Below are 25,912 nucleotides of genomic sequence, written 5' to 3' on the forward strand. Positions count from 1 at the left end.
CTATTCGTTTAAGAAACCCGCTTCACGTAAAGTCTCTAGTGATACACCCTGTTTCTGATTATTTTCACTCGGCATCATTAATTGATACACATATTTCATGAGCATATCACATTCAATATTCACAAGATCCCCCGCTGATTTTGATGTTAGAATCGTGGCGTCTTGTGTATGCGGAATGAGTGAAATGGTTAAGATCCCATTTTCAATTCCAAAAATGGTTAGAGACGTCCCATCAATACTGACGGAACCTTTTAACATCATATACTTAGCTATATCTTCGCCCACATTAATATAAAAATACTCTGCATTATCTTGCGTTTCACGCCCTGTAATGTGACCGACACCATCGACGTGCCCTGAAACAAAATGACCCCCAAAACGACCATTCGCTGGCATGGCTCGCTCAAGATTGACAGTCGACCCTTGTTTCAAACCTTTTAACGCCGTTTGATGAAAGGTCTCTGGCATCACATCCGTATTAAAAGACGTATCTGTAAAATCAGTAACCGTTAAACAAACGCCATTCACTGAAATGCTGTCTCCCAATTGTACGTCTTGAGTGATCTTGTTAACTCGAATCGTTAATTCTAGTGATTCAGCCCCTTGTTGAATTGACTGAATCGTCCCTACTTCTTCAATAATCCCTGTAAACATTAAGCGTCCTCCTCGTGTTGCGGTTTGGCGACAACTTTAATATCAGGTCCAATCATGTCGACGCTATGAAAAGTCACGTTCACGGCATCAGCGACATAATCGAAACCGAGTTGATTATAAAAAACTTTGCTCAACTCACCACCGATTAATTTCGGCGCCATATATAAATGGATCTCATCAAATAATTGATGTTGAATAAATTCGGAATGAATGGTGGCACCACCTTCAACATAGACACTCATTAATTTCGCATCGGCTAACCGCGTTAATAACGCTTCTAAATCAATCTGGTCTGTATCCATGCGCCATACACTGACGTAATTCAAAGCATTGAATTGCGCTTCTTGATCTTCATCAGCTTGCTTTCCACAAACCACAATCGTATTCGCTTGTTGATCAGTTAAGACATGAGTATCTAACGGAATGGCTAAATGTGTATCGAGGACGATACGTGTTGGATTTAATCCACCTTGGGGCAAACGGGTAGTTAAATGAGGATCATCTCGTAAAACGGTTTGACTGCCAACTAAAATGGCATCATGTTGATGTCTTTGTGTGTGGACATCATGACGTGCTTCTTCACTCGTAATCCATTTGCTATCACCGCTGTTGGCAGACGTTTTACCGTCCATGGAAACAGCTGTTTTAAGCGTCACAAATGGTTTCTTATATGTCATAAAATGAAAGAATGTTTGATTAATCTGCTGCGCTTCTTGTTCAAGTAAGCCGACTTCAACCTCGACTCCTTCATCGCGTAACCATTTCACACCATTGCCTGCAACTTTTGGATTCGGGTCTAATGTCGCAACATAAACCTTCTCAATCCCTGCATCAATGATCGCTTTCGCACAAGGAGGTGTCTGGCCATAATGTGAACAAGGTTCAAGTGTGGCAAACATGGTCGCACCTTTTGCCTGTTCACCGGCTTGCTCAAGCGCATAGACTTCAGCATGTGGTTGACCCGGTACTAAATGAGTACCTGTCCCGACCACAACGCCATCTTTAATAATGACGGCACCTACAGACGGATTCGGCCTCGTTTGGCCAATAGTTAACCGTGCTAATTCAAGTGCATGTTGCATATAAAATTGTTCGTCTTTCAATCGTTAACCCCCTTTAACTTACACAACCGGATTAACAATCTGATCCTTCTCCCATCCAGACTTTAACTGTCGGTCCTAGATTCTCACTAGCTCCACCGCATGAAGCGGGTCGCGGACTAAGGCTTTATTAGCCATCACCGCCGGTCGGGAATTACACCCTGCCCCGAAGTTTAAAACCATTTATTCAATTTCATATTATAGGTTATATTTCTAACCAACTTTCTGTCCATTATTATACAACATTCGCTTTTCAAACGCTATCACTTGGTTTTGAAGAAAAAATCATTATGGCGTTAGCTCTTTCAATTCATTCATTAGCTCAGAAGGTATTTCTTCTAAATTCGTTATTTCCATTCTGTCATTACCAGGATTGGTTGTGATGATATATGATCTGTCACCGAAATCAATCGCGGTTAGCTGCATAATCCTAACTTCGAGGTTATCTTGGATGTAGTTAAGGTCTTCTTCCTGTAATTGAATATCTATACTTTCGTGTGACAACTCCTCAATTTCCGCTACATCATCCGCCCCCTTAATCGACATGTATAAATCCCAAGAGCTTTTCGGCGTTATATAAAAAATATAGTATCCAATCATAATTGCTAAACAAACACCCAAAGTTATGGTCAAAATTTTTAAGTCTCTGTATTTCTTCTCCATGAGTTCTCCCCCCTCACACACAAAATGATTTTTCCATTTCATATTAACATAATTTGTAATTTCCAGCGATTTTGCTAGAGATTCGTTTTTGGATTCTAAACTAATAAAAAGTAAACTTTTTGCGGTTAATTGTTAAAATCACTATTTATCTATAACCCGAAACAATAATTTTAAAAAACCTTGTTTAAGAACTTACATTCTTGGGAAAAGAACAACTAGACACGTTAAAAAAGGAGTGGTTACATGGATATCAAGAAAGTACTCAATCAACTAGAACATTATCAATCAGAAGCACCAAATCGTGTTTTTTCAATGTATTTAAATACTGATCCGTCTGACCAAGATCAACAAGGTGGCGAATGGAAAATACATTTAAAGAATGGTTTAAATAACTTTGAAACATACCTTCAAGATGATAGCTCTGAAGAGAAGCGTAACTTCTGGGCTGTTAAAGATAAGGTTGAGAATTTTATTGAAGAAAACCGTTTAAACTTAAAGAAGAGTGTGATTATCTTTGCAACAGGTGAAGGTGATGTATGGTTTGCTGATACATTACAAATGCCTGTCGAAACAGAATTCCACTGGGAAGATGAGCCTGTACTTGGACAATTAAAACAATTACACGAGACATTCCCGAAAACAGGCATTATCCTAACACAGAAAGAACACATCAAAATTATTGATGCTGAATTAGCTTCAGTTAAAGATACGCTATTCTATGAATTAGACTTGAATACAGAAGACTGGAGACAACATCAAGGCCCTCACCAGGCAGGTTCTAACTTAGGTTCCGGTGGAGCGAAATCATCGAAGAAAGATGAACTCGATCAACGCTTTGAAGAAAATCGCTCTCGTTGGTATAAATCCATTGCACCGAAACTAGATAAATTAGCTAAAGACTATGATTGGGCTGAGATTTATATGGTCGGCGATAGTGATGAAGTTGATGAACTTGAAGCTAATATGAATAAACCTGTTACAGGTAAAATCAATAAAAACTTACTCGATTCTGACGAAATGAGCGTCCTCAACGAAGTCAAGGATCAATAGAGTTTCACACTAAAGGACTAAAGGTTTCAATCATTTTCTCATATTTGATTGGAACCTTTTTTAATTAACTTTAAGCTCGATGATAAACACACCCCTCACGATGGTATTTGCTAGGATCGCGATGATAAATCAACCTACCTCGATGGTATTCAGAGAAAACTCGATGGTAACCAATCATATCTCGATGGAAAACGCTCGCCACTCGATGATAAAACTCCTTAAAGCCACCTCAACTCATGACAATTCGGATAGAGTCCATATAATTGTGTAAAAAGGGTCATTTTCCTCTCCACATGGTACAATGTTTTCAACCACAAAAACGATTACCAGGAGGAGAGTACTCATGACCCAACTTAAGTTTAGCGCAAATATTGAAGATTTGAAAGAAAAAGTAATGGGCTCAGACCTAGAAACGATGGTGAAATCAACGATTGTGTTGATTTTGAATGAATGTATGGAACAGGAGCGTGAGGACTACTTACAGGCTGCTGCTTACGAACGGACAACGGAACGTGTCGATTATCGAAATGGCTACTATGAACGCGAATTGATCATGAGTTTGGGATCTATTAAATTGACTGTTCCACGAACGCGATTCGGTGATTTCTCACCTTCTATTTTTGAGCGATACGCTCGCTATGACCAAACGTTTGTGATGTCGATGTTAGAGATGTTTGTGAATGGGGTTTCAACACGTAAGGTGACGAAAATCGTTAATACGTTATGTGGTGAAACCGTTTCGAAATCCTTTGTATCGAATTTAACGAAAAAATTAGACCCCATTGTGAATGAATGGGCTCAACGCCCATTGCACACTTTAACGTTAGATTTTGTGTTTGTCGACGCTCTTTATATCAAAGTAAGAGAAAACCAAAAAGTGGTCTCCAAGGCAGTTTATATAGCCATCGCATTAGATGATGAAGGCTATCGGCATATATTAGGGCTTCACATTAGTCATTCGGAGAATGAGGAGGCTTGGCAAACATTTTTTCAGCAGCTAATTGGAAGAGGGGTATCATCACCTAAGTTGGTTGTTTCAGATGCTCATAACGGCTTAGTAAATGCGATTCAAAAGTCTTTTATAGGGACGTCATGGCAACGTTGCACCGTTCATTTCAAACGAAATATCATCGTCAAAATGCCTAAAGAAGGCAAAAAAGAAGCCATTAAGTTATTGAAACAAATATTTGATGCCTCGTCGCAAAAGGAAGCACGACAACTTAGAGATCAGTTTCTCGATGACTATGGTGATCAACCATCATTTCAAAAGGCTTGTAAGGTTTTAGATGAAGGGTTTGAAGACGCGATTCAATATCTAGGCGATGCCATTCCTGAAAACTTTAAAACACATGTTAGAAGTACAAACTCATTAGAACGTTTAAACCAAGAAGTTCGAAGACGAGAAAAAATCATTCGTATTTTTCCGAACACACAATCAGCCTTCCGTCTGGTTGGGGCAACATTAATGGCGTATGAAGAAATCATCAAACATAATCCTAAAAAATTTAGGATCTGGGAAAACAAATGAAATGACGCGATGAGGTGGAGATGGCTCGTCCCTCACCATCTCCACCTCATCGCGATAACACATAAATAATCAATGACAAGAGTTGAATTTCATTGCCATGTATTTTACACATAATTATGGACTTGACTGACAATTCGATTAAATTAGCAGCTTAAAATTGTTTATCGTCTGCTTTTATGATAGGTTTAAAACGTAAGAAGAAATAAGGAGGATTCACATATGCCAACAACTCATATTGGTGCAAACAAAGGCGATATCGCCGATAAAATTTTACTTCCGGGTGACCCGCTTCGTGCAAAGTATATTGCGGAGAATTTCTTAGAGGATGTTGTCTGCTATAATGAAGTTCGCGGTATGTACGGTTACACTGGTACATACAAAGGTGAGCGCATTTCTGTTCAAGGTACAGGAATGGGTGTACCGAGTATTGCGATTTATGCTAACGAACTGATCCAAGAATACGATGTGCAAAAATTAATCCGAGTTGGATCTTGTGGTGCTCTTCAAGAAGATGTACAAGTACGCGACGTCATCCTAGCTCAATCAGCAACAACAGATTCACAACTCAATCGTACTGTTTTTGGTACTATTGACTTCGCTCCAACAGCTGACTTCAACTTATTGAAGAATGCTTATGACGTAGGTCAAGAACAAGGGTTAAACCTTCGTGTCGGTAACGTCTTTACAAGTGATGCATTCTACCGTGAAAATGCGATGGAACTATTCAATAAACTAGCTGAATACAACGTGCTAGCTGTTGAGATGGAAACATCAGCCCTTTATTCAATCGCTGCTAAATACAACCGTGAAGCACTAACTGTCTTAACAGTAAGTGATCACATCATCACTGGCGAAGAAACAACTTCTCAAGAACGTCAAACAACCTTCAACGAGATGATTGAAGTTGCACTAGATGCAGCGATTAAATAATCTCAATTAGTCGTCTACATGAGTAGGCGACTTTTTTTAGCACTATTGTTCACCATTTTTAAAATTAAGTTGACAATAAAATCACCCTTCCTGTATATTAAATGTGAACCATACATAAGAGGAGGGTAAACAATGAAACAAAAAATGAGTGCTCAAGAAATTACATTAGGGTCAGTCTTTGTCGTCCTATTAATGATTGGTGCTAATATTGCGATTTGGTTTCCATTCTTAAAAGTTACATACGGCGCTGGATCTGTTCCATTATCACTACAGACATTTTTTGCGATTTTAGCTGGATTAATCTTAGGAAAGCGTCTTGGCGTGTTTGCAGTTATTACTTATATTTTAATTGGCCTTGTCGGCGTGCCAGTCTTTGCTGAAATGTCATCAGGACCTCAAGTCTTGATCATGCCAACAGGAGGATTCTTGCTTTCATTTATTGCTGTTGCTTGGGTTGCAGGTTGGGTTGTCGAAAAGAGTCAACAACCGACTGTTAAGACTTATCTGGTGGCCACATTATTCGGTTTAATGGCAAACTACCTGATTGGTACACCATTCATGGTAGCTTCAACAAATATCGTTATGGAAGTTCCATTATCGATTGGACAAGGTGTGATCGCGATGCTGCCATTTTTCGTTAAAGATTTCATCATTACCATGGGAGCAGCTGTTTTATTACCGAAGCTTTTAGGTAGACTTGAGTCAGCCAATATCCAATTAACATCTCACACTTAATAAAAATCCCAACTTCCATTCCAAGAAGTTGGGATTTAATATTATTGATTCATTATCGCTTTTGCTAAAGTCCGCGCCATCACGCCTGTAGGACCTTTAGGCCCTAAATCATGCGCGCTTTCTGCCATAGCAGTACCAGCAATGTCTAAATGAACCCAAGGTGTATCCTCAGCAAATGCACCGACAAACGCTCCTGCCATAACGGCGTGAGCTTTTCGACCAGGTGAGTTATTTAAATCAGCAATATGACTTGTTGCAACTTGTTTTTGGTAAACATCTAAATAAGGTAACTGCCACATTAATTCGCCTTCTTGATCAGCTGCTGTTACCACTTCATTATACCAATCCTGATCATTTGTCATGGCACCTGTTACTTGATCGCCTAATGCCACTACTACGCCGCCAGTCAAGGTTGCAATATCAACAATTTTACTCGCACCTTGTTGTTTCGCATACGTGACCGCATCGGCCATAGCTAAGCGGCCTTCCGCATCTGTATTACGAATCTCGATTGTTTTCCCACTCATCGAGACAATCACATCATCGGGTTTGAATGCTTTGTCACTCACCATATTATCAGTCGCTGGAATCAAGGCCATCACATTGGTTTTTGGCTGAATCTGACCAATTGCATCCATTGCCCCGATCACTGAAGCAGCACCGCCCATATCCATTTTCATACCGACAATGCCGTCTTTCGGTTTAAGCGAGTAACCACCTGTATCAAATGTAATTCCTTTACCAACAAGAGCCACAGGATCTCCCCAAGTATCCAGTCCTTGATAAGACATCACAATAAATCGAGGTGGCTCGTCTGACCCTTGATTAACCGCAAGCAAAGCTCCCATGCCTAGCTCTTCGATTTGCTCACGTTCAAAGACATCAATTTTTAGCTGATGTTTATCCGCAATATTTTCGGCAAATAAAGCTAAATCTTTAGCCGTTAATAAATTACTTGGCAAATTAACTAAGTGACGTGCTATATTCGCCCCATTTCCTAAGGCATAACCTTGCTCTGCTGCTTCTGCAACTGATTGATCGTTTGTTAAAAACGTTAAAGACTCAAGTTCGTCACGATTTTCATCACGGTCAGTATGGTAAGTTTCCAATTGATAAGGAGCCATAACTGCTGCTTCTCCAATGGCTTCTGCATATGTAGTCAGTTCATCGCTATATAAACTGTCGATCGCTAAACTAGCAGATTGAATAGAGTCTTCAACTAATTGTTTAAATAATCGTCCAAACGATTGTCGCGCTCGATCAACAGTGAATTGGTCATAGTCACCAAACCCAACAAAATAAATTCTTTTGGCATCTAATTGTCCTAATGTATGTACTTTGGACACATATCCCTGTGTCGTTGAAACATCACCTGACTCAACAAGATCATCAAGCTGATTATTAAGAGCTTGATTCAAAATTTCATAAGCTGGTTGTGTTTCTTTCGGCGCCTCAAATAGTCCAACAATTAAAGCGTCCGTATTATGTTTAATCAAATCTTCTTGTATAATCGTAAACATCTACATCCCTCCTATTATCATATATTTAATCATACCAAAAAATTTCGAATGGCGAAATAAATATTTCTTTAGAAAAACGTTTTTTAAAGCTAAATATTCGGGTATGATGATAATTAAGAGGAAAGGACGTCTAACTATGGTCGAGATTTTTGAAAACACACCACTTTGGATTGCTTTATTCGCTGTCATCTTCGCACAAGTTGTGAAAATTCCTATTCAGTATATTGCAACGCGTGAAATAAACTTAGGTATTGCTTTTAGTACTGGAGGCATGCCAAGTAGCCACACAGCAGCCGTTGCATCACTAACTACAGCGATTGGTATAGAACATGGCTTAAACTCACCTCTGTTCGCCATTGCCTGTGTATTAAGTATTATTGTGATGTATGATGCTACAGGAATTCGCCGTCACGCAGGAGAACATGCAACGATTTTAAACCAGCTCGTAAAAGATGTTCAGCGAATCGTGGATGACGCCATCCAATGGCAACAGAAGGAAGAACACGAAAAGCAAAAAGAACTTAAAGAGTTACTAGGGCATCAACCTGTTGAAGTTTTCTTTGGTGCTGTCACAGGTATTTTATTAGCCATCATAACGTATACCTATTTCCTATAAGCCCTTCTCATTAAATTAGCCCAAGATGATCTATAAAAGATCATCTTGGGCTAATTTGTTTGGATAACAGGGACTGTTTCTGTACTAATCGCTTGTTCCCATTGATTTAGATCCGCTTCAGTTACTGATCCATCCCCTTCTTCTATCACATAGACCTCTACTTCTTTCTTACCCCAATTGTTATATACATCATCCACCTCTTCATAATACAAATCAATCTTATTACCTTTAATAGCGCCACCAATATCCATCACGATCCCATATCCGTAATCAGGGATATATAATACCGTCCCGAGCGGAAACTGATTTAAATCAGCTGCAATGGTGGAAAGTGAACCTCTTTGTACTTGTAAACCGGAATAAGTGATTCCGTATTGCGGATGATCCTCTGTCTTGCCAGTTGATTCGTACCCTGCTGTATAACCTGTTGCTAAGACTGTACGTGTTGGGAAACGGCGAAAGGCTACTTCAGCACTTTGTTCATCTTGATAACTAGCTAACTCAACTGAATCAGAGCTAGATGTAACCTCGATGCTTTTATTTGTCAGATTAGTTAGTTGCTGTTCTTTTGCTTCTTCAGCTACTTTATAATCGTCTTCATGCCAAATACTTTGAGTTAAAACTGCGGTGCAAACGATCGCAATCAAACAGATTACTAATATTAAAAAGTTTCTTATCGCAGTACGCATGTTAAACACCTCTTTGTCACAAAGCGTTACCACAATAAGAAACTTTTATACATGTTAAGCTATTTAGAACATTTGATAGCCTTTCGCCCGCAAGATTCGAATGATAATACCTGAGACGATGGTTCCAATGAAACCAACAATCAGTATAAATAGATCGACTACTTGTAAGTTCACTAAATCTTGAGCTAAAGCTGGAAATGATTCACCAGGCTGTGTGAAATAATTCGTAAACGGGACATCATCTACGATTAAAACGACAATGATTGGAAAAATAATCGCCATGATCCACGTAGACCTTAGTAACATATTTAAGATGAAGCCTATTCCAAAGAATAATACGAAAAATAATATTGATAGCACGAACACTTGCACAATATTCATGAATGAGTGCCTCCTGTATAATAACCACTGGCTATTTAAACCATGTATTTCATATAAATTTTTTCGTCAAAACCATTCTTATTTTATCACAGACAAATGTTTTCAGTAAGATAAACATGTTAGAGACACAAATTTGTTAAATTATGAAACGTCATCAATTCTAAATATACAAAAAAGGCAGCTTGTCGCTGCCTTTTGGTTTAGTGATACATATCGAGTTTACCTTTTTTGAGTAATAAGCCTACGCCACCTAGTTTTAATAAGTAACGGTTGTCGATTACTTTCTTCATAACAGATGCTGAACGACCATATAATTTCTTATCGTCAAAAATGACGCCAATGGCATCCGTATGACCTAATGAAGCAACTGTACCTTTAATATCTGGTTCAAAGCCTTCGAGATCACTTTGTCCATTTACTAATTGTTTTAGGTTATGGGCAGCTGTATCTGCCATTTGCATTGCAATTTGAGCTGTTGGTGGGTATGGACGTTCTGTTTCTTCGTTAAAGAATACAGCACAATCACCGACAACAAACACGTCATCATAATCTGGAGTACGTAAGTCATCACGTACAGCAACACGACCTCGACTTACTTCAAAGCCAGATTCTTCGACGATTGAGTTACCGCGCACACCAGCAGCCCAAATAATATTCTTCGTGGCAATCTCTTCTTGTTCCCCGTCTTTTTCTACAATAATGCCATCTTCCGAACACTTCTTAAGCATCGTATTCAGACGGAATTCTACGCCTTTTTCTTCAAGACGATTCATTGCATACTCAACTAATTCCTCATCAAAGCCAGCTAATGCACTAGGACCCGCTTCAACATTTAATAGACGAACTTTGCTAGGATCGACATCATATTCTTGGCATAATTCAGGAATACGATTAGCTAATTCCCCAACAAACTCAACACCAGTGAAGCCTGCACCACCAACAACGATCGTTAATAAATCTTCACGTTCCTCTTTAAACATATTGTATTGAGCAAAGTTATACTCAATATGGTCACGAATATAACGCGCACTATTAATATTGCTAATGGTGTACGCATATTCAAGAAGACCTTCAATGCCGAATGTTGCTGATTCAAAGCCAAGACCAATGACAAGATAGTCATATGTAAGCTCGCCATCTTCAAGCTTGACGACTTTTTTGTCTGGATCAATCGATTGAACCGTGTCTTGAACGAAATTAACTTTGTTAAAATCGACAACATCATTAATTTGAATTCTTGTCCGATCATGGTGAAGTGTACCCGCAGCATTCTCGTGTAACCATGTCGTTTGATAGTGGTAATCATGCTTGTTCACTAAAGTAATGTCAGCTTCTGTGTCGCCAATCATTTTTTGTAGCTTCGTGGTCGTCATAATGCCACCATAACCAGCGCCTAACACAACAATACTTGGTTTGTTCATTTACATCACATCCATCCCAATAATTTTAAAAAGTTGATTGTGAAATTCAACGATACTTTGTGAAAAAATTCACGTACTGACGTAGAATTTGTCATAAAAACGTAAAACTCACCTAAATATAATCTTAGAATGTTTCACGGTGAATTTCAACCCTTACAATGATTTCTAATCATTCAGATAATTCGACGCCTACTCTTACTCCTAGTTTGCAAAATATTTATCAATTCATGTGTCGAATGTTATAATATTTATCGGTGTATAATCGATTTATTAGGAAATAGATATATGGGGGAATAAAAACATGAACGAAGAAGTTAAAGATATAGCGATTATTGGCGCTGGCCCCGTTGGTTTATTCACAGCATTTTACGGAGGATTAAGACAAGCTGATGTACAAATCATTGAGAGCTTACCTCATATTGGCGGACAATTAACAGCGCTTTATCCTGAAAAATATATTTACGATGTGGCTGGTTTTCCAAAAGTAACAGGACAAGGGCTTGTAGATAATCTTTATGAACAAGTAAAACCGTTCAATCCCACGATTACATTAGATCAAGCTGTCCAATCAATTGATAAATTAGAAGAAAATCTATTCAAAATAACAACAGATAAAGAAGTATTCTACGCCAAAGCTGTCATTATTACAGCTGGAAACGGTGCATTCGAGCCACGTAAGTTAAAACTCGATGGCATTGACCAATATGAAGATAAAAACTTACACTATTACATCACAAACCTCGAATCATTCCGTGATCGTCATGTGATGATTTGTGGCGGAGGCGATTCAGCGGTAGATTGGGCTTTAATGTTAGAACCAATCGCTAAAAAGGTGAGCATTGTCCATCGACGTGATCAATTCCGCGCCCATGAACACAGTGTTGAACAGTTAACAGACTCCTCAGCTGATATCTTAACACCTTATTCACCTGTCGAAATCCATGGTGACGATTCAATTGAACGCGTGACACTTCAAAAAACGAAATCTGAAGACACCATTGACGTCGAAATTGATGATTTAATTGTCAATTATGGGTTCATCTCACAACTAGGGCCGATTAAAGATTGGGGCTTAGAGATTGAGAAGAACGATATTGTTGTGAATACTCGAATGGAAACAAACATTGAAGGTATTTATGGCGCAGGTGACATTATTACCTATCCAGGGAAAGTCAAACTCATTGCTTCTGGATTTGGCGAAGGCCCAACAGCTGTCAACAATGCCATGACTCGAATTGATCCAAATGCCCGTGTACAACCAAAACACTCAACACATATGTTTAATTAAAGAGTTCTGATTAAAGTCCTGTCCACTATTATGATGAGCTAATATCTGTTGATGCTTATAACAACTAGCGACCCAGCATGAAAAAACATGAGCAACACAAAACATCAATACAATTAATCAAACAATGCAGCGCTTAAATTAAAAGCGCTGCATTGTTTATTGGTCAACGATTTTCAGACCTCTGATTGACCTTTCATGTTAATGAATTAAATGTAGATTTAAGCCCATAAGACACAAAGTCATCTATACCTGTTTCAGTTTCTAGTCAACACCAGTTTCCATAAGGTGAAGAATTTTGATTATATGGATTGTACTCATAATAATTTTGATATACACCACCTTGTTGGTCGCAATTCTGATACGGACCTATAAAGGTATCTGGCTTTATCGGCTCCGTTACTTGCTCCCACTCGTTTTCATTAAGACAATATGTGTGTGCCATTATATCTGCAGGCGTGAATTTTAGAATATCAGAACCCAATACGACTTCAGGGTTTGGTGCATCAAAAATGGCCAAAAAATGTGTATGTTCATCGATCGCTACTATATAATGCCACCATCCTTGAGGAATGTTTACTACTTGACCGGGTGTTACCGTAAAATGCAGTAACTCTTTTGTAAATGGATTCAATATCGAAATAACTGCAGCTCCTGAAATACTGTAAACTAATTCTGATGCATTTTGGTGGTAATGTGGTTCGATGACATGATCAGCACTAAGAAAAATATCAAGCAGTGATGTATTTTCAAGTGTGTTCAACTGGTTTTGACCTACTACATTAATGAAGTTTTGATTATCCTCCTTAAACAACGTGCTATTATTCATATCAAAAAAATATTGAGCTGAGGGAGATGTGTAATCAACATTCATACTCATAATTAAAGGCCTCCTCTTTAATCATAAGTATGTTATGAGTTTAGTTATTCTGCTGTGATAAATGACGTCAACATTTCCTTCCATACACTTTTACTTAACTTTTCCACATTTTAAGTGATAGTTCAAGATCACTACATTCAATTCTCATCTGTTAGTAAAATTTACGAATAGACTAAAATTTTCAAGCCGTGTTCGTTGTTAATTAAAAGATTAAATTGTAATTCATTCAGTTATTCCGACCTGAATGAGATAGCTTTTCACCTTCATTCTCCAAATATGATAATTTTTCCATACTCTCGTTATATTTTCTCGAATCTAATTGTTTAGTAATTATATTAAATAAATACGCACCAACTAACCCTAAGATTAATAGTAGCCCTCCCATAAATAGGGGCTGCACCCATTCTCCAACGATAATCAATAAAGAAGCAATCACCATAGCTCCATAAGTTGTCAAACTATATAAAGCCATATAGGTGCTCCTGGAATCGGCTGGTGCAAGGTCTCCAATCATGGCTTGCTTAATAGGGACATACATCAGCTCGCCAATGGTACCTATAAACATGATCATAAAAAGCATCCAAATATTATTGATAAAAGCTAGTAAGCTAAAACAGCATGAAAAAATAATAATACCAATCACTACTGTCCAGCGATCTTTAAATTTTTTAAATAATATTATTGTTATTGATGATAAGAGAACCACTAGAATTGTATTTTCAGTACGTAGGAAACCAAGCATCTTGGTACCATCAACCATGAAATCGAGACCAAACGTTGATATTGATTGAGGATGAATATCTTCTTCAAATCGAATTCCCATATAATTCGTTAACGATTGTTCCAGCGATAAAACTAATACCGCACCCAAAATATAAAACATAAATAATTTATCTTTTAATACGGTTGAATATTTTCGAATCATATTTATTAAAGACGTTCTCTTATCCCCTGTAAAAGATGTTGATTGAAAAGTGGGTGTATGTGTTTCTGTAATCAAAAATACTGTGATGATTAAAGAAATAAGAGAGATTAATGAAATACCTACAAACAACTCAAACAAATAATTTTGAAATAAGAGTGCCCCGACAATTCCCCCAATTGCTGTAGACAGGTTACTTACCCAATAACTTATAGTAAAAACCAATTTTCTGGATTGAGAATCTGTTAAATCAATAATCATCGCTTGAGCAGCTGGTTGAAATATCCCTCCAAAAAACATATTGATGACAAATAAAGCTGCTGTAATATAAGGAAGGTCATACCAAGGGGAATTACACAAGGCAATAAACAAATATGTCACGAACATCCCAAGATCAGAATAGATCATAATTTTCCTACGACCAACTTTGTCGGAGTAATGCCCTCCAACTAATGCTCCAATAATCCCTGATATAACAACGCAAATAAGGATCACACCTGTTAAAGAAGCACCGATTTTCTTAGCGAAATAAATCGCAAGAAAAGGGATGACAGCCATCGAAACTAATCCTCCGAGAAATTGAACCGCTAATCGAAGTTTGATGTTGGGGTGAATATCTTTAAAATTCAAGTCTCTCACTCCTAACTTTCTGAAAACGGCCCAAACAACCTTAAAGCTTGGATTTTAAAGCTATGCCACACAGGGTTAGTTTCATCATCAATAAATGTCAATCGAATGCCATTTATAAAAGATAAATACGATTCCGCGATTAACGAAGGTGAATCATTGTAAAAGTGACCTTGCTTTTGTCCTTCTTCAATAATTGTATCTATGCTATCTACAAAGGAATTAACAAAGTCATCTAACTCAGCAAACAATTTCGGAAACCTGTTAGGACTTGCCAGTACTTGTTGTATTAAAAATAATAGCTCTTTTCTTGTAGAAAATAGCTGTACATGATCATCAATCATAGTCTTAACCACATCTATTGGTTCACCTTTAAAATGAGTTTCTAGATCAACAAAATACGGCTTTATTTCTTCAAGCGGTTCTAATATAGCTGTTTCGTATAATTCATCTTTAGAATTAAAATACGAAAATACTGTACCAAAACTAACACCAGCTTCTTTTGCTATTCCAGCAACTTTTGTTTCCGCAAATCCATTCTGACTAAATAATTTAATAGCAGCATTTAAAATATTTGATCGTTTTAATTCTTTCTTATCATTCATCTTTTGCATTATGAATATCATCCTCCTTAAAAAATGATTGATCGATCAATCAAAATTATACTGTTATTATCTTATATAGTCAAGGTAGCAAACAAAATATTCTAAAAATTAAATGTTTCAGTCAAGGATGGCTTGATCTATTTCTAACTCAATTAATTTCGATCATATCTCATTATAGAATTAATACGCAGTAAAGCACTCATAAGGTAAGCGACTAAGATCATCATTTTGTACATTTAATTACTTACAGAGTTTCCCTTTAACAATCAAGCTAAATTTTCACTCTCTTTCAGTTTTTAACGCCATAAAAAAAGACTTTCTTAACGCACTTTAGCGCTAAGAAAGTCTTAAACACAGTATTAACAATTCTCCGGCTGTCCTTCCACATTCGGTGCTTTAAAGGAAGAACCGCAACCGCATGATACGATGGCATTCGGGTTATCGATCGTGAAGCCACCACCCATCATGTTTTGTTTGAAATCAACTGTTGTCCCTTCGATAATTGGAACATCCATTTCCGCAACTACAATAGAGATTCCGTCCTGCTCAAATTGACGGTCTGTTTCATTAACCTCATAATCAAAACCTAATTTATATGAGAGACCACTGCAACCGCCACCTTTGACACCAAATCGTAAGTAGACTTCTTCAGCTGTCTCGTCTTTCAACATTTCTTGTACTTGAATCGTTGCTGATTCAGTTAAGTTAATCGCCATATTAATACCTCCCTAAATGTCAGTATACTAACATTTAACCCCTACTTCAAACATCTAACTCTACCCAGAGATCACCTTGAGCAACTGTAACGGCTGGTCCACGCATCGACACATTCCCTGATTTAAGCCAAGTAATCCATAAGTCACCACCGTCTAAATGAACGGTTACTTCTTGGTCACGTTCTAAATAACCATTAAGGGATGATGCCACTACTGCTGCGCAAGCACCTGTTCCGCAGGCCTGGGTAATGCCTGATCCCCGTTCCCATACACGGAAATTAATTTCATCATGTTTTACCACTTCAACAAATTCAACATTAACACCTTCAGGAAATCGGTCATCATTGGTCACTTTAGGGCCTAATGTATAAAGGGGTGCATCCTCAATCTGCTCTTGAAAAAATATAGCATGCGGGTTCCCCATTGAAACTGCTGTGACGTGGTAATCATCACCATCAACACGAAATGGCTCATGAATCACCTCATCAAATGAGCCACCACTTTCTGTTTCCATCGGTATAGCTGATCGGGCTAAAATGGGTTCACCCATATCAACCGTTACACTTTCGACCAACTGTTCATCATTAAGATGGACAGTTGCTTGCACGACTCCTGATTTTGCTTCGATATAGAAGGTTTCCTGTTGTACATATCGAGACTCATAAGCAAATTTCGCAACACAACGCAGGCCATTGCCACAATTCATGGCTTCAGAACCATCACGATTAAAGATCCGCATACGAACATCAGCTACTTCTGATGGCATTACAATAATCAATCCATCAGAACCAATACCAGTATGGACATTTGAAACTTGGCGGGCAATTTCAGGTAATTCTTGTTCTTGTAAATTGACTTGATAACCATCAATATAAATATAACTATTGCCGAGCCCATGCATTTTAGTGAAAGGAATGTTCATACCACAACCTCATTTCCTATATTAATTGTTCCTCTTCTAAAAATTTATACACTTTCTTAACAAGCTCATCTGGTGTATCAGCCATAATTAATTCACCATCAGCAATAGCAAATAAACTCATCGCACAAATTGCACAGTTGCTAGTACAGCCATACTCTACAACATCTATATCAGGGTCTTTATCTAATTGTTCTAAGGCTTCTTGTGAGCCGCTCATTAAATTATTAACACAAAACTCAACTAACGGGTTCATGGCGTCCACTCCTCGCTTGTATTCCTAATGGTGAACCCTTCCACAGATCTATGAAGACGGTGATAAACCCCGTTCCTCAAGTGCTTTATAAACTGTCTTCAATCGTGGGTTCCCTTCACCAACAATTTCATCTTCAACTAAGACGACTGGAAAAATCATATCGTCTTCGACAACTTTTTCAGCGAATTGCTGATAAGGTTCTTCATTCGGGGGATTATAAATATCAACATAACGATAGGTCACATGATCATCCCCGTATTTTCTTGAGATTGCTGCTTGTAACCAATCATATTGTTCCTTAGAACTCGGTAAGTTAACACAACTTGCGCAAAGAACTTCAGCTCCATATACGACTAATTCAATTTGCTGATTCATCCAATTCCCCCTGTTTAACAAATAGCTTAACGATTTATTAGCTAATTATATTTTACAAAACTTTCGCTTCGAGTTAAAATGAAAATGGTTCTCAACAACATATTTTTAAATAAAAGCACGATAATAGATTTTTAATTAGAATTTATTTATAATTAAAGTAAGAAAGGGGAAAATGTGCGATGTTTGATCAAGTCCAAGAAGTTATAGGTAAATTACGCCCGTTTTTATTACGTGACGGCGGTGACGTTGAACTGGTCGACGTAGATGATGGCATCGTCTTACTTCGACTAAAAGGAGCATGCGGTAATTGCCCAAGCTCTGCGATTACCCTTAAAGCTGGTATCGAGCGTGCATTAATCGCTGAAGTTCCTGGTGTTCAAGAGGTAGAACAAATTTTCTAAATGAATTAATAAGTAAGCCCTCAATGTAATCATTACATTGAGGGCTTTTTTCATGATATTAGTTTACAGGTGTTTTAGCTTTATTCCCACTTAAGACAGCGATTATGTTTTGCGCTGTAAGCCACATCATTTCAGTCCGTGTTTCATAACTTGATGATCCAATATGTGGTAGTGCGACAACGTTATCAAGTTCTAACAAAGGATGATCTGATTGAATCGGTTCATTTTTGAAGACATCCAAGCCTGCCGCATAGATCTCTTTTGACTTCAGAGCTTCATATAACTCAGCTTCATTTACAACCCCACCACGCGACGAATTAATAAATATAGCTGACGACTTCATTTGTTTAAAAACATTCATATTAAACATGTTCTCAGTCTCTGGAGTAAGGGGTGTCATACAAACAACAAAGTCAGACTCTTCAATAACGTCATCAAATGAACAATACTTAACCCCTAATGTTTCTTCTGCCTGTTCTTTTCTAGAACGATTATGATATAGGACCGTCATATCAAAACCTGTCGCACGCTTAGCGACGGCTTCGCCAATACTACCCATGCCAATAATTCCTAATGTTTTATGATGAACATCAGCACCTGCCAACATATAAGGTGACCAAGCCTGCCACTGATTGTTTTCAATATACTGAGTGGCTTCTGGAATCCGTCTAGCTGTTGCTAACAACAAACCAAACGTTAAATCAGCTGTTGTATCTGTTAAAACATCCGGTGTGTTCGTCACGACAATTCCTCTGTCTTGAGCAGCAGTAACGTCAATATTGTCATAACCAACAGCTAAATTGGCGATTACTTTTAAGTTTGGCGATTGGTCTAATAAAGCTTGATCAATTGAATCAGTTAACATCGTCAGCAAAGCATCTGCTTGACTCGCTTTCTCTTCCAAAACATCACGTGGGATAGGCAATTCATCCGAATCATATACTTCGACTTCATAGTGCTCTTCTAACGATTGAATAACATCATCAGCTATACGTCGTGTTACAAAAACAAATGGCTTCGACATGTTTGAACCCTCCAACATTAAATTTAAAAATGATTCCAATCAGCAAGTGATTTAACCGAATACGTTGGTTGGACAGACACTTTCTTTAAGTCTTCACGTGATGTTACACCTGTTTCTACATGCAAGGTATCAATGCCCGCTTCAATACCTGCCATAATATCAGTATCATAATTATCCCCAACCATAATCACATCACGATGAGAAAGATTTAAATCTTCCAATGCTAAATCAATCATTAAGGCGTCAGGTTTTCCTACCACAATGGGCTTAGTTTTCGTCACGTGACGAATTAATTCAACATAAGCACCATTTCCCGGCACGAATCCTTCTTCAGTTGGCACTCGTAAATCAGGGTTAGTTGCAATAAACTGTGCTCCCTTTTGAATATGAAGGCAAGCTTCTTTCAATTTATGATACGTCGCATGCCGATCAATCCCGACTAGAACATAATCTGGTGTTTCATTAGTTATTTGAAGATCTCTTGAGTGAAGCGCTTCTTCCACACCATGTTCACCAATCTTAAACACACGAGCGCCCTCTTGCTGTGATTTAATATAATCTGCCGCAATAATCGAAGGCGTTAAAATGTGGGACTCATCGACTTCTATGCCATGTTCTCTTAACTTCTGCATGGTTTTATAACGTGTTCTTGAGGAATTATTCGTGACGAAACGAAATGGGATCGATTCTGATTGCAATGAACGAATAAAATCGGCCGCTTCAGGAATTGGCGCATTTCCTCGATACATCGTTCCATCTAGGTCAATTAAGTATGCTTGGTATTTCGCCATCTTATTCCTCTCCTTCGCGCTTCTTAAATGCCGTAATCGGACCCATTTCTTTTTCTAAGTACCGATATAATTGTGTCGTAAACTGATTTAAAACGGGTAAGCTATCATCCAATGTTGTTTGAAGCTTTTGATGATCGATTGCCGTATAGTCTTTAACAAGCGTAGTTCTTAAGCTGATCACTTGTTTAAAAGCATCTTCTTGGTCAGCTGTAATGACCTGTTCATCGACTAAAATATCAATGACATCCTCATAGCTACCAGGGTCTCGCATAATAAAACCGTCAATCATCATATTTCCTATGTCAACGATTGCTTCAATCGTCATATGTACAATACGTTCAAGGCCAAATAGTTCAACGTTTGATTCAAACGTTGCCTGTTCATACGTGCTTAATAAATTATTGAAATATGTTGATGTTTGATCCATTTTTTCAAGGTCAACAAAGTACATCTTCATCATTCCTTTCATTTTCTAGTTTATCATAGACAATTAATTCTTATATATAAAAATATTTGCGCCATACTATAACTGATTTTAAATAATAGGAGCTGAATAATGTTGCCTTTTAAGACGATTAACGATGAAATGACTGATGGCCTTGTTCGTTACGTTAGTTTCACAGGAGATGATCGACGCTTTGATTTGGCCATTGTTAAGAGAGAGCAACAACAAGCGAAAAGTTTCGTCATTGATTTACAACGATCACGTTACACTGAGATTCATGATGATGAGTTAGAAGATAGTGATTATTTTTGCCACTTTTTACATCTCAATACGTATGAAGCAGAAGCGATTCACGACTATTTAACTGAATTATTGCAGCAACCACAAGCAACATAAGAAAGGAGCATTTATATGGGTAAGAAGAAAAAGAATGATGATTTTAAACCTGTTGAAATGCAACAGAATATGCAAACACCAGAAGAATTTCCTGAAGGGACATATGGTGAACCTGTTAATGATGAACCTCTTGAGGCCCGTGAATATGATCCCAAACGCCGACATTATTCAGCGTTTAACTATGAAAATAAAGAATTGCATCATGATCTACCGAGACAATATCCATTTGCCCATCAACCAAATAATTTTCCAGATGACGAAGATCCAGAACACGATGATCAAGGGTGAATTCAATTAAAAATGACCGGATTAGCGGGCATCCGGTCATTTAACTATCTATTCGTTTTAAGACAAAGTAAGCACAACCAAAATTACAGTATTCGTACAAATAATCATCTAATGCTGAAATTTTCGTATCAAATGTCGCCTTTTGATTCTGATCATCATAAAAGCCTTTTAGTCGAAGTTGACCAAAGCCCCAATCACCGACTATGTAATCATATTTCGTTAAAATATCGCTAAAACGCTGTTCTATCACATCTTCTTGAAACCCTTCTCGGTAATCGTGAATGAGCTCATATTGTTGCCCTAATAATTCCATCTGAATCACCTCTATAACTATTAGTGTATCATATCAAACCTTCTTTTCGCTCTGATGATTTCAAAAAAGACGGAAACACTATTAATACTGATTAAGCAAAGGAGTATTTTACATGAAACGCCGTATCATAACTGGCTTATTCATTTTCATAGTCATCCTAACACCTAGTATTAGTTGGGCTGAAGACGAGTCCTTATCTGAAGAAAGATTGAATCTTTATCAAAAAACAGCTACCCTAACCCAAGTGCCGTGGAGCCTCATTGCGGCAATCGATCAATATGAACGGAATATCAATGATATTGATGAAGATCGAGTAACTGGAATTCAAATTGACCCCGATCAATGGTTTGGATTATTAGCTGTCGACGAAAACCCATCTCACTATGAAGCAACAATTCAAGCTTTTAATGGGATTGGCAAAGATGGTGATGGTGATCAATACGCAAATCCCCAAAATGACGAAGATGTCTTATTCACATTCGCCCATTGGCTAAATGAACAACTAGGTAAAGGCATATCTTATGAAAAAAGTTTAGCTCAATATTATGACCGTGAAAAAGCAGCTCAAATTATCAAACAATACCACGAATTATTTAATCATTATTCAACAATAGAATTAGATGAACACGCATTTCCAATTCCTTCTTATAACCAATATTCATACCGCTCTACATGGGGAGCTGGACGTGGTTATGGAGGTAGACGAATCCATGAAGGTACCGATTTATTCGCAAGTTATGGTACGCCTGTTCGCTCAACATCATATGGTATAGTTGAAATCAAAGGTTGGAATAAATACGGTGGCTGGCGAATTGGCATCCGAGATACAGACAATGTTTATCATTATTACGCTCATTTGAACGGATTCGAAGACGAATTAGAAGAAGGCGATATTGTTGAACCAGGTGATGTCATAGGTTATGTCGGCGCTTCAGGATATGGACCAGTTGGAACTTCGGGTAAATTCCCACCTCACCTTCATTATGGTATGTACCGAGATAATGGTGAAAATGAATGGGCATTTGACCCTTATCCACATTTAAAACGATGGGAAAAGCAATCCCAATAGTAAAGGGTGTGTCTGGATTAGACACACCCTTTTTATTATTGAGTTAACATACTAATTAAGTTTGTAATCAGAATGTATAAGATCCCTGCAGGAGCGACAATACGCAAGAACCAAATCCATAAGTTACCTAGAGTTGTATCTTGTAGACCTGTTTCACGTAGTGCCTCGACCTTGTTCCAGCCCCAACCAACAAATAGCGCAGTTACGAAACCACCTAACGCTAATGTGTATTGTGCAGTAAATTTGTCTAAGACATCTAAGAATGTAATCGTTGCGCCTTCTGTATTAAGGAACGCGAACAATTTCATTTCAGTTAAAGCTGGGACAGCACCTTGTGACAACGCTGATAGAAAACCAAATACTGTCACAATCGCACCAGCAATTAGAGTTGTTGGTTTACGTCCAGCATTGAAACGACGCATTGCCCAAGAAACACAAACTTCCAGTAGTGAAATCGCAGATGATAAAGCTGCAATACCAACAAATAGGAAGAAGAAAATACCGAAAATCGTTCCACCTAAGCCCCATTGTCCGAATGCCTCAGGTAACGTCATGAATAATAAACCTGGACCTGCACCTGGTTCCATTCCGAATGAGAAAACAATTGGGAAAATCATAAGACCCGCGAACACAGCGAAGAACGTATCAAATACAACAACCGTTCCTGCTGCAGAAGGCAATCGAGAATCTTTTGGTAAGTAAGAAGCATACGTAATCATAGCACCCATACCTAGTGATAATGTAAAGAATGCCTGACCAACAGCTGCACCCCAAACATTAATATCACCTAAAGCATTAAAATCAGGTGAGAACATAAAACTAAGTGCTTCGCCTGCACCATCCATTGTCAAACCAAACACAGCTAAAATAATAACAAGAAGCGCTAGCATTGGCATAAATGTACGGTTGGCAATTTCGATCCCTTTCTTAATACCGAAATAAACAACACCAATGACAACAACCATAAATACGAACTGCCAAACAACTGGACCAACTGAACTAGCAATGAAATCACCGAAGAATCCTTCAAATCCACCAGGTTCGACATTACTTGCCGTGCCTGTAAGATAACTAAATAAATAGTAAAAGACCCAACCAGCAATAACACCGTAGAACGACAGGATTAATGTTCCTGATAAGACGCCTAGAAAACCGCCGATTTTACCAAATGATTTGGATTTGATGTTTTCAAATGAATTAATGGCGTCTGATTGTCCACGTCGACCAACTGTAAATTCAGCTAATAAAACAGGTAGACCAATTAAGGCGATACAAATAAAATAAGCAATTAAAAATGCGAACCCTCCGTTTTCCCCTAACATATAAGGGAAGCGCCAAATATTACCTAAGCCTACTGCTGAACCAACAGCTGCAAAAATAAAACCAAACCTTGTTGCAAACTGCTCTCTTCCTTGCATAATCATAATCCCCTTTCTATTATAATTCAGTACAACGATAAGTCGTTGTACTGGTTCTCACTTAAATATATTGATTATTTTGTTTTATTATAATTTTTTGACAACTTTTTTTCAAGACTTTTTGAAAAAGTTTCATTAGTCTTAGCAAAAAAGTCACAAAATTCAATCATTAAGTGAGCAACAACGTATACAAGCATACCAAATATCTAAATGTTTTGACAATATGATTCACAAAAAAAACTTTGATGCTTTGAAGTATGGAAGTTAATGCCAAAAAAACTCAGGCTGTTTATGACGTCAAACAGCCTGAGTTTCATGTGCTTTATTTATTTTTCAGCAATAAAACAATGCCTATTAAAATCGCAATCGTTACCACTAGACCTATGATCAATGAACTAGTTAAAGCAAATGCCAAATAGCCAAGAATTGTTGATGTTGCCGCAATTAAAGCATATGGAATTTGTGTCACTATATGATCGATGTGATTCGAGCCTGCGCCAGTTGATGACAGAACTGATGTATCAGAGATTGGTGAACAATGGTCTCCAAAGACTGAACCAGCTAGAACGGCTGATAATGCTGGGACTAATAATGTCGGATCTAATTCAACAGCCATTGAGCCTGCAATTGGCAACATTAAACCAAACGTACCCCATGAGGTGCCTGTCGCAAATGCAGTAACACCTGCAATTAAGAAAATCATGACTGGTAAATAGGCTGCATTCAGGCTTGCTTCCTCAACGATTCCTACTAAGTAATCGTCTGTTCCAATAGCTTCAATAATCGCAACAATCATCCAAGCTAAAATTAAAATATAGACAGCTGGAAGCATCGCCTTAATGCCCTCCCATGTAACAAGGAAAAAATTCGTTTTTTCACCTAGCTGCACCGCATATAAAATCATCGATAAGGCGACGGCAAGCGTACCACCTAATACAAGTGATAAATTCACATCAGTATTTGCAAAGATCGAAACCAGCGTTACACCATCTTCACTTCCTCGAATACCTGTAATAATCATCATGGTAATAGTTGTCACTAACAGGACTAATAGTGGCAGTAGTAGGTGATAAACACGTCCATGTCCATTTTCCTTCACGCCACCTTTTAAGTCGCCTGGTACATCAGGATTCTCTGGGTCGATTAATGTTCCAGATGCTTCTGCACGTTGCTCATGTTTTTTCATTGGGCCAATTTCAAGTTTAAAGAAAATAGCTAAAAAGACGAGCAAGACAGCTGCAATCGCATAAAAGTTATATGGAATCATTTGGACAAACGTCGTTAAAGCTGATAATTCGGTTAACTCATGTGTTGAAATGATCGTTGCAATAATTCCGATAATATAAGCTCCCCAACTTGAAATCGGTGTTAATACCGTAACAGGGGCTGACGTTGAATCGATTAAATAAGCTAACTTCGCGCGCGAAACGTTCTGACGATCTGTAATAGGACGGGAAACTTGACCGATCGTTAAACTATTAAAATAATCATCAATAAAAATGGCTACACCTAATAATGCAGTCGTATACTGTGAGCCTTTACGCGTTCGTACGCGATTAACGGCCCACTGACCGAATGCCTGGGCGCCTCCAGTCGCTGTTAAGAATGCGATTAAGATACCTAATAGTAATAAAAAGATGATGAGCTGTACACTCCAGATATCCCAAGCACCTTCAGCGTAAAACAAATTTTGGAATGAAAACCAAATTCGTTCTAATGTTGCTAATATGTCATAACTTTCCACCATGAGCGCACCCACAATAATACCAGCGCCAAGTGATAACAAGACTTTTCTTGTTACAAGCACGAGTAAAATCATGATAAAAGGTGGAAGCAATGACCAAAAAGTTTCTTCCATGATAATCCTCCTTAAAAAATGAATTCGAGAATGCCGT

General features: G+C 38.0%; 30 protein-coding genes and 1 riboswitch. Of the genes, 10 read left to right on the forward strand and 20 right to left on the reverse strand.

Annotation, left to right across the window (positions count from 1 at the left end):
- From ribE to ACKXGF_RS10770, 3 genes are all read right to left on the reverse strand, one after another.
- Entirely contained in the window at positions 1–654 is a 654-nt protein-coding gene (gene ribE, locus ACKXGF_RS10760) for a riboflavin synthase (protein WP_411953723.1), read from the reverse strand.
- The gene (ribD, locus tag ACKXGF_RS10765; RefSeq protein WP_411953724.1) at positions 654–1,757 is read right to left on the reverse strand and encodes a bifunctional diaminohydroxyphosphoribosylaminopyrimidine deaminase/5-amino-6-(5-phosphoribosylamino)uracil reductase RibD; all 1,104 of its coding nucleotides are present in this window, start codon (positions 1,755–1,757) and stop codon (positions 654–656) included. The genes ribE and ribD overlap by 1 nt, the downstream gene beginning before the upstream one ends.
- Before the next feature lie 39 nt (positions 1,758–1,796).
- A riboswitch (FMN riboswitch) is annotated at positions 1,797–1,932 on the reverse strand.
- Between the two features lie 110 nt (positions 1,933–2,042).
- On the reverse strand, positions 2,043–2,417 hold the full coding sequence (locus ACKXGF_RS10770) for a hypothetical protein (RefSeq protein WP_411953725.1): 375 nt from the start codon (positions 2,415–2,417) through the stop codon (positions 2,043–2,045).
- 243 nt (positions 2,418–2,660) lie between these two features.
- Here ACKXGF_RS10770 and ACKXGF_RS10775 point away from each other — a divergent pair, with 243 nt between their 5' ends.
- From ACKXGF_RS10775 to ACKXGF_RS10790, 4 genes are all read left to right on the forward strand, one after another.
- Positions 2,661–3,467, forward strand: a complete 807-nt coding sequence (locus ACKXGF_RS10775) for a VLRF1 family aeRF1-type release factor (RefSeq protein ID WP_411953726.1) — start codon at positions 2,661–2,663, stop codon at positions 3,465–3,467.
- A gap of 343 nt (positions 3,468–3,810) precedes the next feature.
- Positions 3,811–4,995: an IS256 family transposase gene (locus ACKXGF_RS10780; protein ID WP_411953727.1), complete on the forward strand. Its 1,185-nt coding sequence runs from the start codon at positions 3,811–3,813 to the stop codon at positions 4,993–4,995.
- Between the two features lie 219 nt (positions 4,996–5,214).
- Positions 5,215–5,925, forward strand: coding sequence for a purine-nucleoside phosphorylase (deoD, locus tag ACKXGF_RS10785; protein WP_411953728.1), 711 nt, complete (start codon positions 5,215–5,217; stop codon positions 5,923–5,925).
- Positions 5,926–6,057: 132 nt separating this feature from the next.
- Positions 6,058–6,660 carry a biotin transporter BioY gene (locus tag ACKXGF_RS10790; protein WP_411953729.1) on the forward strand — a complete coding sequence of 201 codons (603 nt, stop codon included), beginning with the start codon at positions 6,058–6,060 and terminating at the stop codon, positions 6,658–6,660.
- Between the two features lie 41 nt (positions 6,661–6,701).
- Here ACKXGF_RS10790 and ACKXGF_RS10795 read toward each other — a convergent pair whose 3' ends face one another.
- Positions 6,702–8,180 carry a leucyl aminopeptidase gene (locus ACKXGF_RS10795; RefSeq protein WP_411953730.1) on the reverse strand — a complete coding sequence of 493 codons (1,479 nt, stop codon included), beginning with the start codon at positions 8,178–8,180 and terminating at the stop codon, positions 6,702–6,704.
- Positions 8,181–8,316: 136 nt separating this feature from the next.
- On the opposite strand from ACKXGF_RS10795, the gene ACKXGF_RS10800 reads away from it, so the two are divergent.
- A complete protein-coding gene (locus ACKXGF_RS10800; RefSeq protein ID WP_411953731.1) occupies positions 8,317–8,796 on the forward strand; it encodes a divergent PAP2 family protein in 480 nt (159 codons plus the stop codon).
- A gap of 50 nt (positions 8,797–8,846) precedes the next feature.
- Here the strand turns inward: ACKXGF_RS10800 and ACKXGF_RS10805 are convergent, their stop codons facing one another.
- From ACKXGF_RS10805 to ACKXGF_RS10815, 3 genes are all read right to left on the reverse strand, one after another.
- Positions 8,847–9,485, reverse strand: a complete 639-nt coding sequence (locus ACKXGF_RS10805) for a 3D domain-containing protein (RefSeq protein WP_411953732.1) — start codon at positions 9,483–9,485, stop codon at positions 8,847–8,849.
- 63 nt (positions 9,486–9,548) lie between these two features.
- Positions 9,549–9,866, reverse strand: coding sequence for a YuiB family protein (locus ACKXGF_RS10810; protein ID WP_411953733.1), 318 nt, complete (start codon positions 9,864–9,866; stop codon positions 9,549–9,551).
- Positions 9,867–10,066: 200 nt separating this feature from the next.
- Complete coding sequence (locus tag ACKXGF_RS10815) at positions 10,067–11,287, reverse strand: NAD(P)/FAD-dependent oxidoreductase (protein WP_411953734.1); 1,221 nt, start codon at positions 11,285–11,287, stop codon at positions 10,067–10,069.
- A 301-nt stretch (positions 11,288–11,588) separates the two neighbouring features.
- Between ACKXGF_RS10815 and ACKXGF_RS10820 the strand changes: the two genes are divergently transcribed.
- Positions 11,589–12,575 (forward strand): NAD(P)/FAD-dependent oxidoreductase, encoded by a 987-nt coding sequence (locus tag ACKXGF_RS10820; RefSeq protein WP_411953735.1) that lies wholly within the window; start codon positions 11,589–11,591, stop codon positions 12,573–12,575.
- A 265-nt stretch (positions 12,576–12,840) separates the two neighbouring features.
- On the opposite strand, the gene ACKXGF_RS10825 is transcribed toward ACKXGF_RS10820, so the two are convergent.
- The 7 genes from ACKXGF_RS10825 to ACKXGF_RS10855 form a co-directional block, all read right to left on the reverse strand.
- On the reverse strand, positions 12,841–13,452 hold the full coding sequence (locus ACKXGF_RS10825; protein ID WP_411953736.1) for a cupin domain-containing protein: 612 nt from the start codon (positions 13,450–13,452) through the stop codon (positions 12,841–12,843).
- Positions 13,453–13,678: 226 nt separating this feature from the next.
- A complete protein-coding gene (locus ACKXGF_RS10830; protein WP_411953737.1) occupies positions 13,679–15,004 on the reverse strand; it encodes an MFS transporter in 1,326 nt (441 codons plus the stop codon).
- Positions 15,005–15,015: 11 nt separating this feature from the next.
- A complete protein-coding gene (locus ACKXGF_RS10835; RefSeq protein WP_411953738.1) occupies positions 15,016–15,615 on the reverse strand; it encodes a TetR/AcrR family transcriptional regulator in 600 nt (199 codons plus the stop codon).
- A gap of 350 nt (positions 15,616–15,965) precedes the next feature.
- A complete protein-coding gene (locus ACKXGF_RS10840) occupies positions 15,966–16,322 on the reverse strand; it encodes a HesB/IscA family protein (RefSeq protein ID WP_411953739.1) in 357 nt (118 codons plus the stop codon).
- A gap of 46 nt (positions 16,323–16,368) precedes the next feature.
- A complete protein-coding gene (dapF, locus tag ACKXGF_RS10845) occupies positions 16,369–17,244 on the reverse strand; it encodes a diaminopimelate epimerase (RefSeq protein WP_411953740.1) in 876 nt (291 codons plus the stop codon).
- 16 nt (positions 17,245–17,260) lie between these two features.
- Complete coding sequence (locus ACKXGF_RS10850) at positions 17,261–17,497, reverse strand: YuzB family protein (protein WP_411953741.1); 237 nt, start codon at positions 17,495–17,497, stop codon at positions 17,261–17,263.
- A 48-nt stretch (positions 17,498–17,545) separates the two neighbouring features.
- The gene (locus tag ACKXGF_RS10855) at positions 17,546–17,872 is read right to left on the reverse strand and encodes a YuzD family protein (protein ID WP_411953742.1); all 327 of its coding nucleotides are present in this window, start codon (positions 17,870–17,872) and stop codon (positions 17,546–17,548) included.
- A 179-nt stretch (positions 17,873–18,051) separates the two neighbouring features.
- On the opposite strand from ACKXGF_RS10855, the gene ACKXGF_RS10860 reads away from it, so the two are divergent.
- Positions 18,052–18,273 (forward strand): NifU family protein, encoded by a 222-nt coding sequence (locus ACKXGF_RS10860; protein WP_167262285.1) that lies wholly within the window; start codon positions 18,052–18,054, stop codon positions 18,271–18,273.
- Positions 18,274–18,331: 58 nt separating this feature from the next.
- On the opposite strand, the gene ACKXGF_RS10865 is transcribed toward ACKXGF_RS10860, so the two are convergent.
- The 3 genes from ACKXGF_RS10865 to ACKXGF_RS10875 are packed head-to-tail and all read right to left on the reverse strand — an operon-like array spanning position 18,332 to position 20,539.
- A complete protein-coding gene (locus ACKXGF_RS10865) occupies positions 18,332–19,297 on the reverse strand; it encodes a 2-hydroxyacid dehydrogenase (RefSeq protein WP_411953743.1) in 966 nt (321 codons plus the stop codon).
- A gap of 23 nt (positions 19,298–19,320) precedes the next feature.
- The gene (locus ACKXGF_RS10870) at positions 19,321–20,088 is read right to left on the reverse strand and encodes a TIGR01457 family HAD-type hydrolase (protein WP_411953744.1); all 768 of its coding nucleotides are present in this window, start codon (positions 20,086–20,088) and stop codon (positions 19,321–19,323) included.
- A 1-nt stretch (position 20,089) separates the two neighbouring features.
- On the reverse strand, positions 20,090–20,539 hold the full coding sequence (locus ACKXGF_RS10875; RefSeq protein WP_411953745.1) for a DUF86 domain-containing protein: 450 nt from the start codon (positions 20,537–20,539) through the stop codon (positions 20,090–20,092).
- A gap of 105 nt (positions 20,540–20,644) precedes the next feature.
- Here ACKXGF_RS10875 and ACKXGF_RS10880 point away from each other — a divergent pair, with 105 nt between their 5' ends.
- Positions 20,645–20,929, forward strand: a complete 285-nt coding sequence (locus ACKXGF_RS10880; RefSeq protein ID WP_411953746.1) for an SAV0927 family protein — start codon at positions 20,645–20,647, stop codon at positions 20,927–20,929.
- 15 nt (positions 20,930–20,944) lie between these two features.
- Positions 20,945–21,217, forward strand: coding sequence for a cytosolic protein (locus ACKXGF_RS10885; RefSeq protein ID WP_411953747.1), 273 nt, complete (start codon positions 20,945–20,947; stop codon positions 21,215–21,217).
- A gap of 40 nt (positions 21,218–21,257) precedes the next feature.
- Here ACKXGF_RS10885 and ACKXGF_RS10890 read toward each other — a convergent pair whose 3' ends face one another.
- Positions 21,258–21,530: a YutD family protein gene (locus ACKXGF_RS10890; RefSeq protein WP_411953748.1), complete on the reverse strand. Its 273-nt coding sequence runs from the start codon at positions 21,528–21,530 to the stop codon at positions 21,258–21,260.
- Between the two features lie 112 nt (positions 21,531–21,642).
- Here ACKXGF_RS10890 and ACKXGF_RS10895 point away from each other — a divergent pair, with 112 nt between their 5' ends.
- The gene (locus ACKXGF_RS10895) at positions 21,643–22,599 is read left to right on the forward strand and encodes a M23 family metallopeptidase (protein ID WP_411953749.1); all 957 of its coding nucleotides are present in this window, start codon (positions 21,643–21,645) and stop codon (positions 22,597–22,599) included.
- Between the two features lie 35 nt (positions 22,600–22,634).
- Here ACKXGF_RS10895 and ACKXGF_RS10900 read toward each other — a convergent pair whose 3' ends face one another.
- On the reverse strand, positions 22,635–24,017 hold the full coding sequence (locus ACKXGF_RS10900) for a sodium-dependent transporter (protein ID WP_411953750.1): 1,383 nt from the start codon (positions 24,015–24,017) through the stop codon (positions 22,635–22,637).
- Between the two features lie 322 nt (positions 24,018–24,339).
- Entirely contained in the window at positions 24,340–25,875 is a 1,536-nt protein-coding gene (locus ACKXGF_RS10905) for a Na+/H+ antiporter NhaC family protein (RefSeq protein ID WP_411953751.1), read from the reverse strand.
- Between the last annotated feature and the right edge of the window lie 37 nt (positions 25,876–25,912).

The organism is Alkalibacillus sp. S2W (assembly GCF_046764385.1).
Lineage (GTDB): Bacteria > Bacillota > Bacilli > Bacillales > Alkalibacillaceae > Alkalibacillus > Alkalibacillus almallahensis.

Bases quoted from the DNA above. Each gene is read 5' to 3' on its own strand.
- ACKXGF_RS10815 (WP_411953734.1), bottom strand. From the start codon at position 11,287: ATGAACAAACCAAGTATTGTTGTGTTAGGCGCTGGTTATGGTGGCATT.
- ACKXGF_RS10810 (WP_411953733.1), bottom strand. From the start codon at position 9,866: ATGAATATTGTGCAAGTGTTCGTGCTATCAATATTATTTTTCGTATTA.
- ribE (WP_411953723.1), bottom strand. From the start codon at position 654: ATGTTTACAGGGATTATTGAAGAAGTAGGGACGATTCAGTCAATTCAA.
- ACKXGF_RS10770 (WP_411953725.1), bottom strand. From the start codon at position 2,417: ATGGAGAAGAAATACAGAGACTTAAAAATTTTGACCATAACTTTGGGT.
- ACKXGF_RS10820 (WP_411953735.1), top strand. From the start codon at position 11,589: ATGAACGAAGAAGTTAAAGATATAGCGATTATTGGCGCTGGCCCCGTT.
- ACKXGF_RS10795 (WP_411953730.1), bottom strand. From the start codon at position 8,180: ATGTTTACGATTATACAAGAAGATTTGATTAAACATAATACGGACGCT.
- ACKXGF_RS10855 (WP_411953742.1), bottom strand. From the start codon at position 17,872: ATGAATCAGCAAATTGAATTAGTCGTATATGGAGCTGAAGTTCTTTGC.
- ACKXGF_RS10825 (WP_411953736.1), bottom strand. From the start codon at position 13,452: ATGAGTATGAATGTTGATTACACATCTCCCTCAGCTCAATATTTTTTT.
- ACKXGF_RS10780 (WP_411953727.1), top strand. From the start codon at position 3,811: ATGACCCAACTTAAGTTTAGCGCAAATATTGAAGATTTGAAAGAAAAA.
- ACKXGF_RS10850 (WP_411953741.1), bottom strand. From the start codon at position 17,497: ATGAACCCGTTAGTTGAGTTTTGTGTTAATAATTTAATGAGCGGCTCA.
- ACKXGF_RS10775 (WP_411953726.1), top strand. From the start codon at position 2,661: ATGGATATCAAGAAAGTACTCAATCAACTAGAACATTATCAATCAGAA.
- ACKXGF_RS10900 (WP_411953750.1), bottom strand. From the start codon at position 24,017: ATGCAAGGAAGAGAGCAGTTTGCAACAAGGTTTGGTTTTATTTTTGCA.
- ACKXGF_RS10870 (WP_411953744.1), bottom strand. From the start codon at position 20,088: ATGGCGAAATACCAAGCATACTTAATTGACCTAGATGGAACGATGTAT.
- ACKXGF_RS10885 (WP_411953747.1), top strand. From the start codon at position 20,945: ATGGGTAAGAAGAAAAAGAATGATGATTTTAAACCTGTTGAAATGCAA.
- dapF (WP_411953740.1), bottom strand. From the start codon at position 17,244: ATGAACATTCCTTTCACTAAAATGCATGGGCTCGGCAATAGTTATATT.
- ACKXGF_RS10840 (WP_411953739.1), bottom strand. From the start codon at position 16,322: ATGGCGATTAACTTAACTGAATCAGCAACGATTCAAGTACAAGAAATG.
- ACKXGF_RS10865 (WP_411953743.1), bottom strand. From the start codon at position 19,297: ATGTCGAAGCCATTTGTTTTTGTAACACGACGTATAGCTGATGATGTT.
- deoD (WP_411953728.1), top strand. From the start codon at position 5,215: ATGCCAACAACTCATATTGGTGCAAACAAAGGCGATATCGCCGATAAA.
- ACKXGF_RS10890 (WP_411953748.1), bottom strand. From the start codon at position 21,530: ATGGAATTATTAGGGCAACAATATGAGCTCATTCACGATTACCGAGAA.
- ACKXGF_RS10880 (WP_411953746.1), top strand. From the start codon at position 20,645: ATGTTGCCTTTTAAGACGATTAACGATGAAATGACTGATGGCCTTGTT.
- ACKXGF_RS10905 (WP_411953751.1), bottom strand. From the start codon at position 25,875: ATGGAAGAAACTTTTTGGTCATTGCTTCCACCTTTTATCATGATTTTA.
- ACKXGF_RS10800 (WP_411953731.1), top strand. From the start codon at position 8,317: ATGGTCGAGATTTTTGAAAACACACCACTTTGGATTGCTTTATTCGCT.
- ACKXGF_RS10790 (WP_411953729.1), top strand. From the start codon at position 6,058: ATGAAACAAAAAATGAGTGCTCAAGAAATTACATTAGGGTCAGTCTTT.
- ACKXGF_RS10835 (WP_411953738.1), bottom strand. From the start codon at position 15,615: ATGCAAAAGATGAATGATAAGAAAGAATTAAAACGATCAAATATTTTA.
- ACKXGF_RS10860 (WP_167262285.1), top strand. From the start codon at position 18,052: ATGTTTGATCAAGTCCAAGAAGTTATAGGTAAATTACGCCCGTTTTTA.
- ACKXGF_RS10875 (WP_411953745.1), bottom strand. From the start codon at position 20,539: ATGTACTTTGTTGACCTTGAAAAAATGGATCAAACATCAACATATTTC.
- ACKXGF_RS10895 (WP_411953749.1), top strand. From the start codon at position 21,643: ATGAAACGCCGTATCATAACTGGCTTATTCATTTTCATAGTCATCCTA.
- ACKXGF_RS10805 (WP_411953732.1), bottom strand. From the start codon at position 9,485: ATGCGTACTGCGATAAGAAACTTTTTAATATTAGTAATCTGTTTGATT.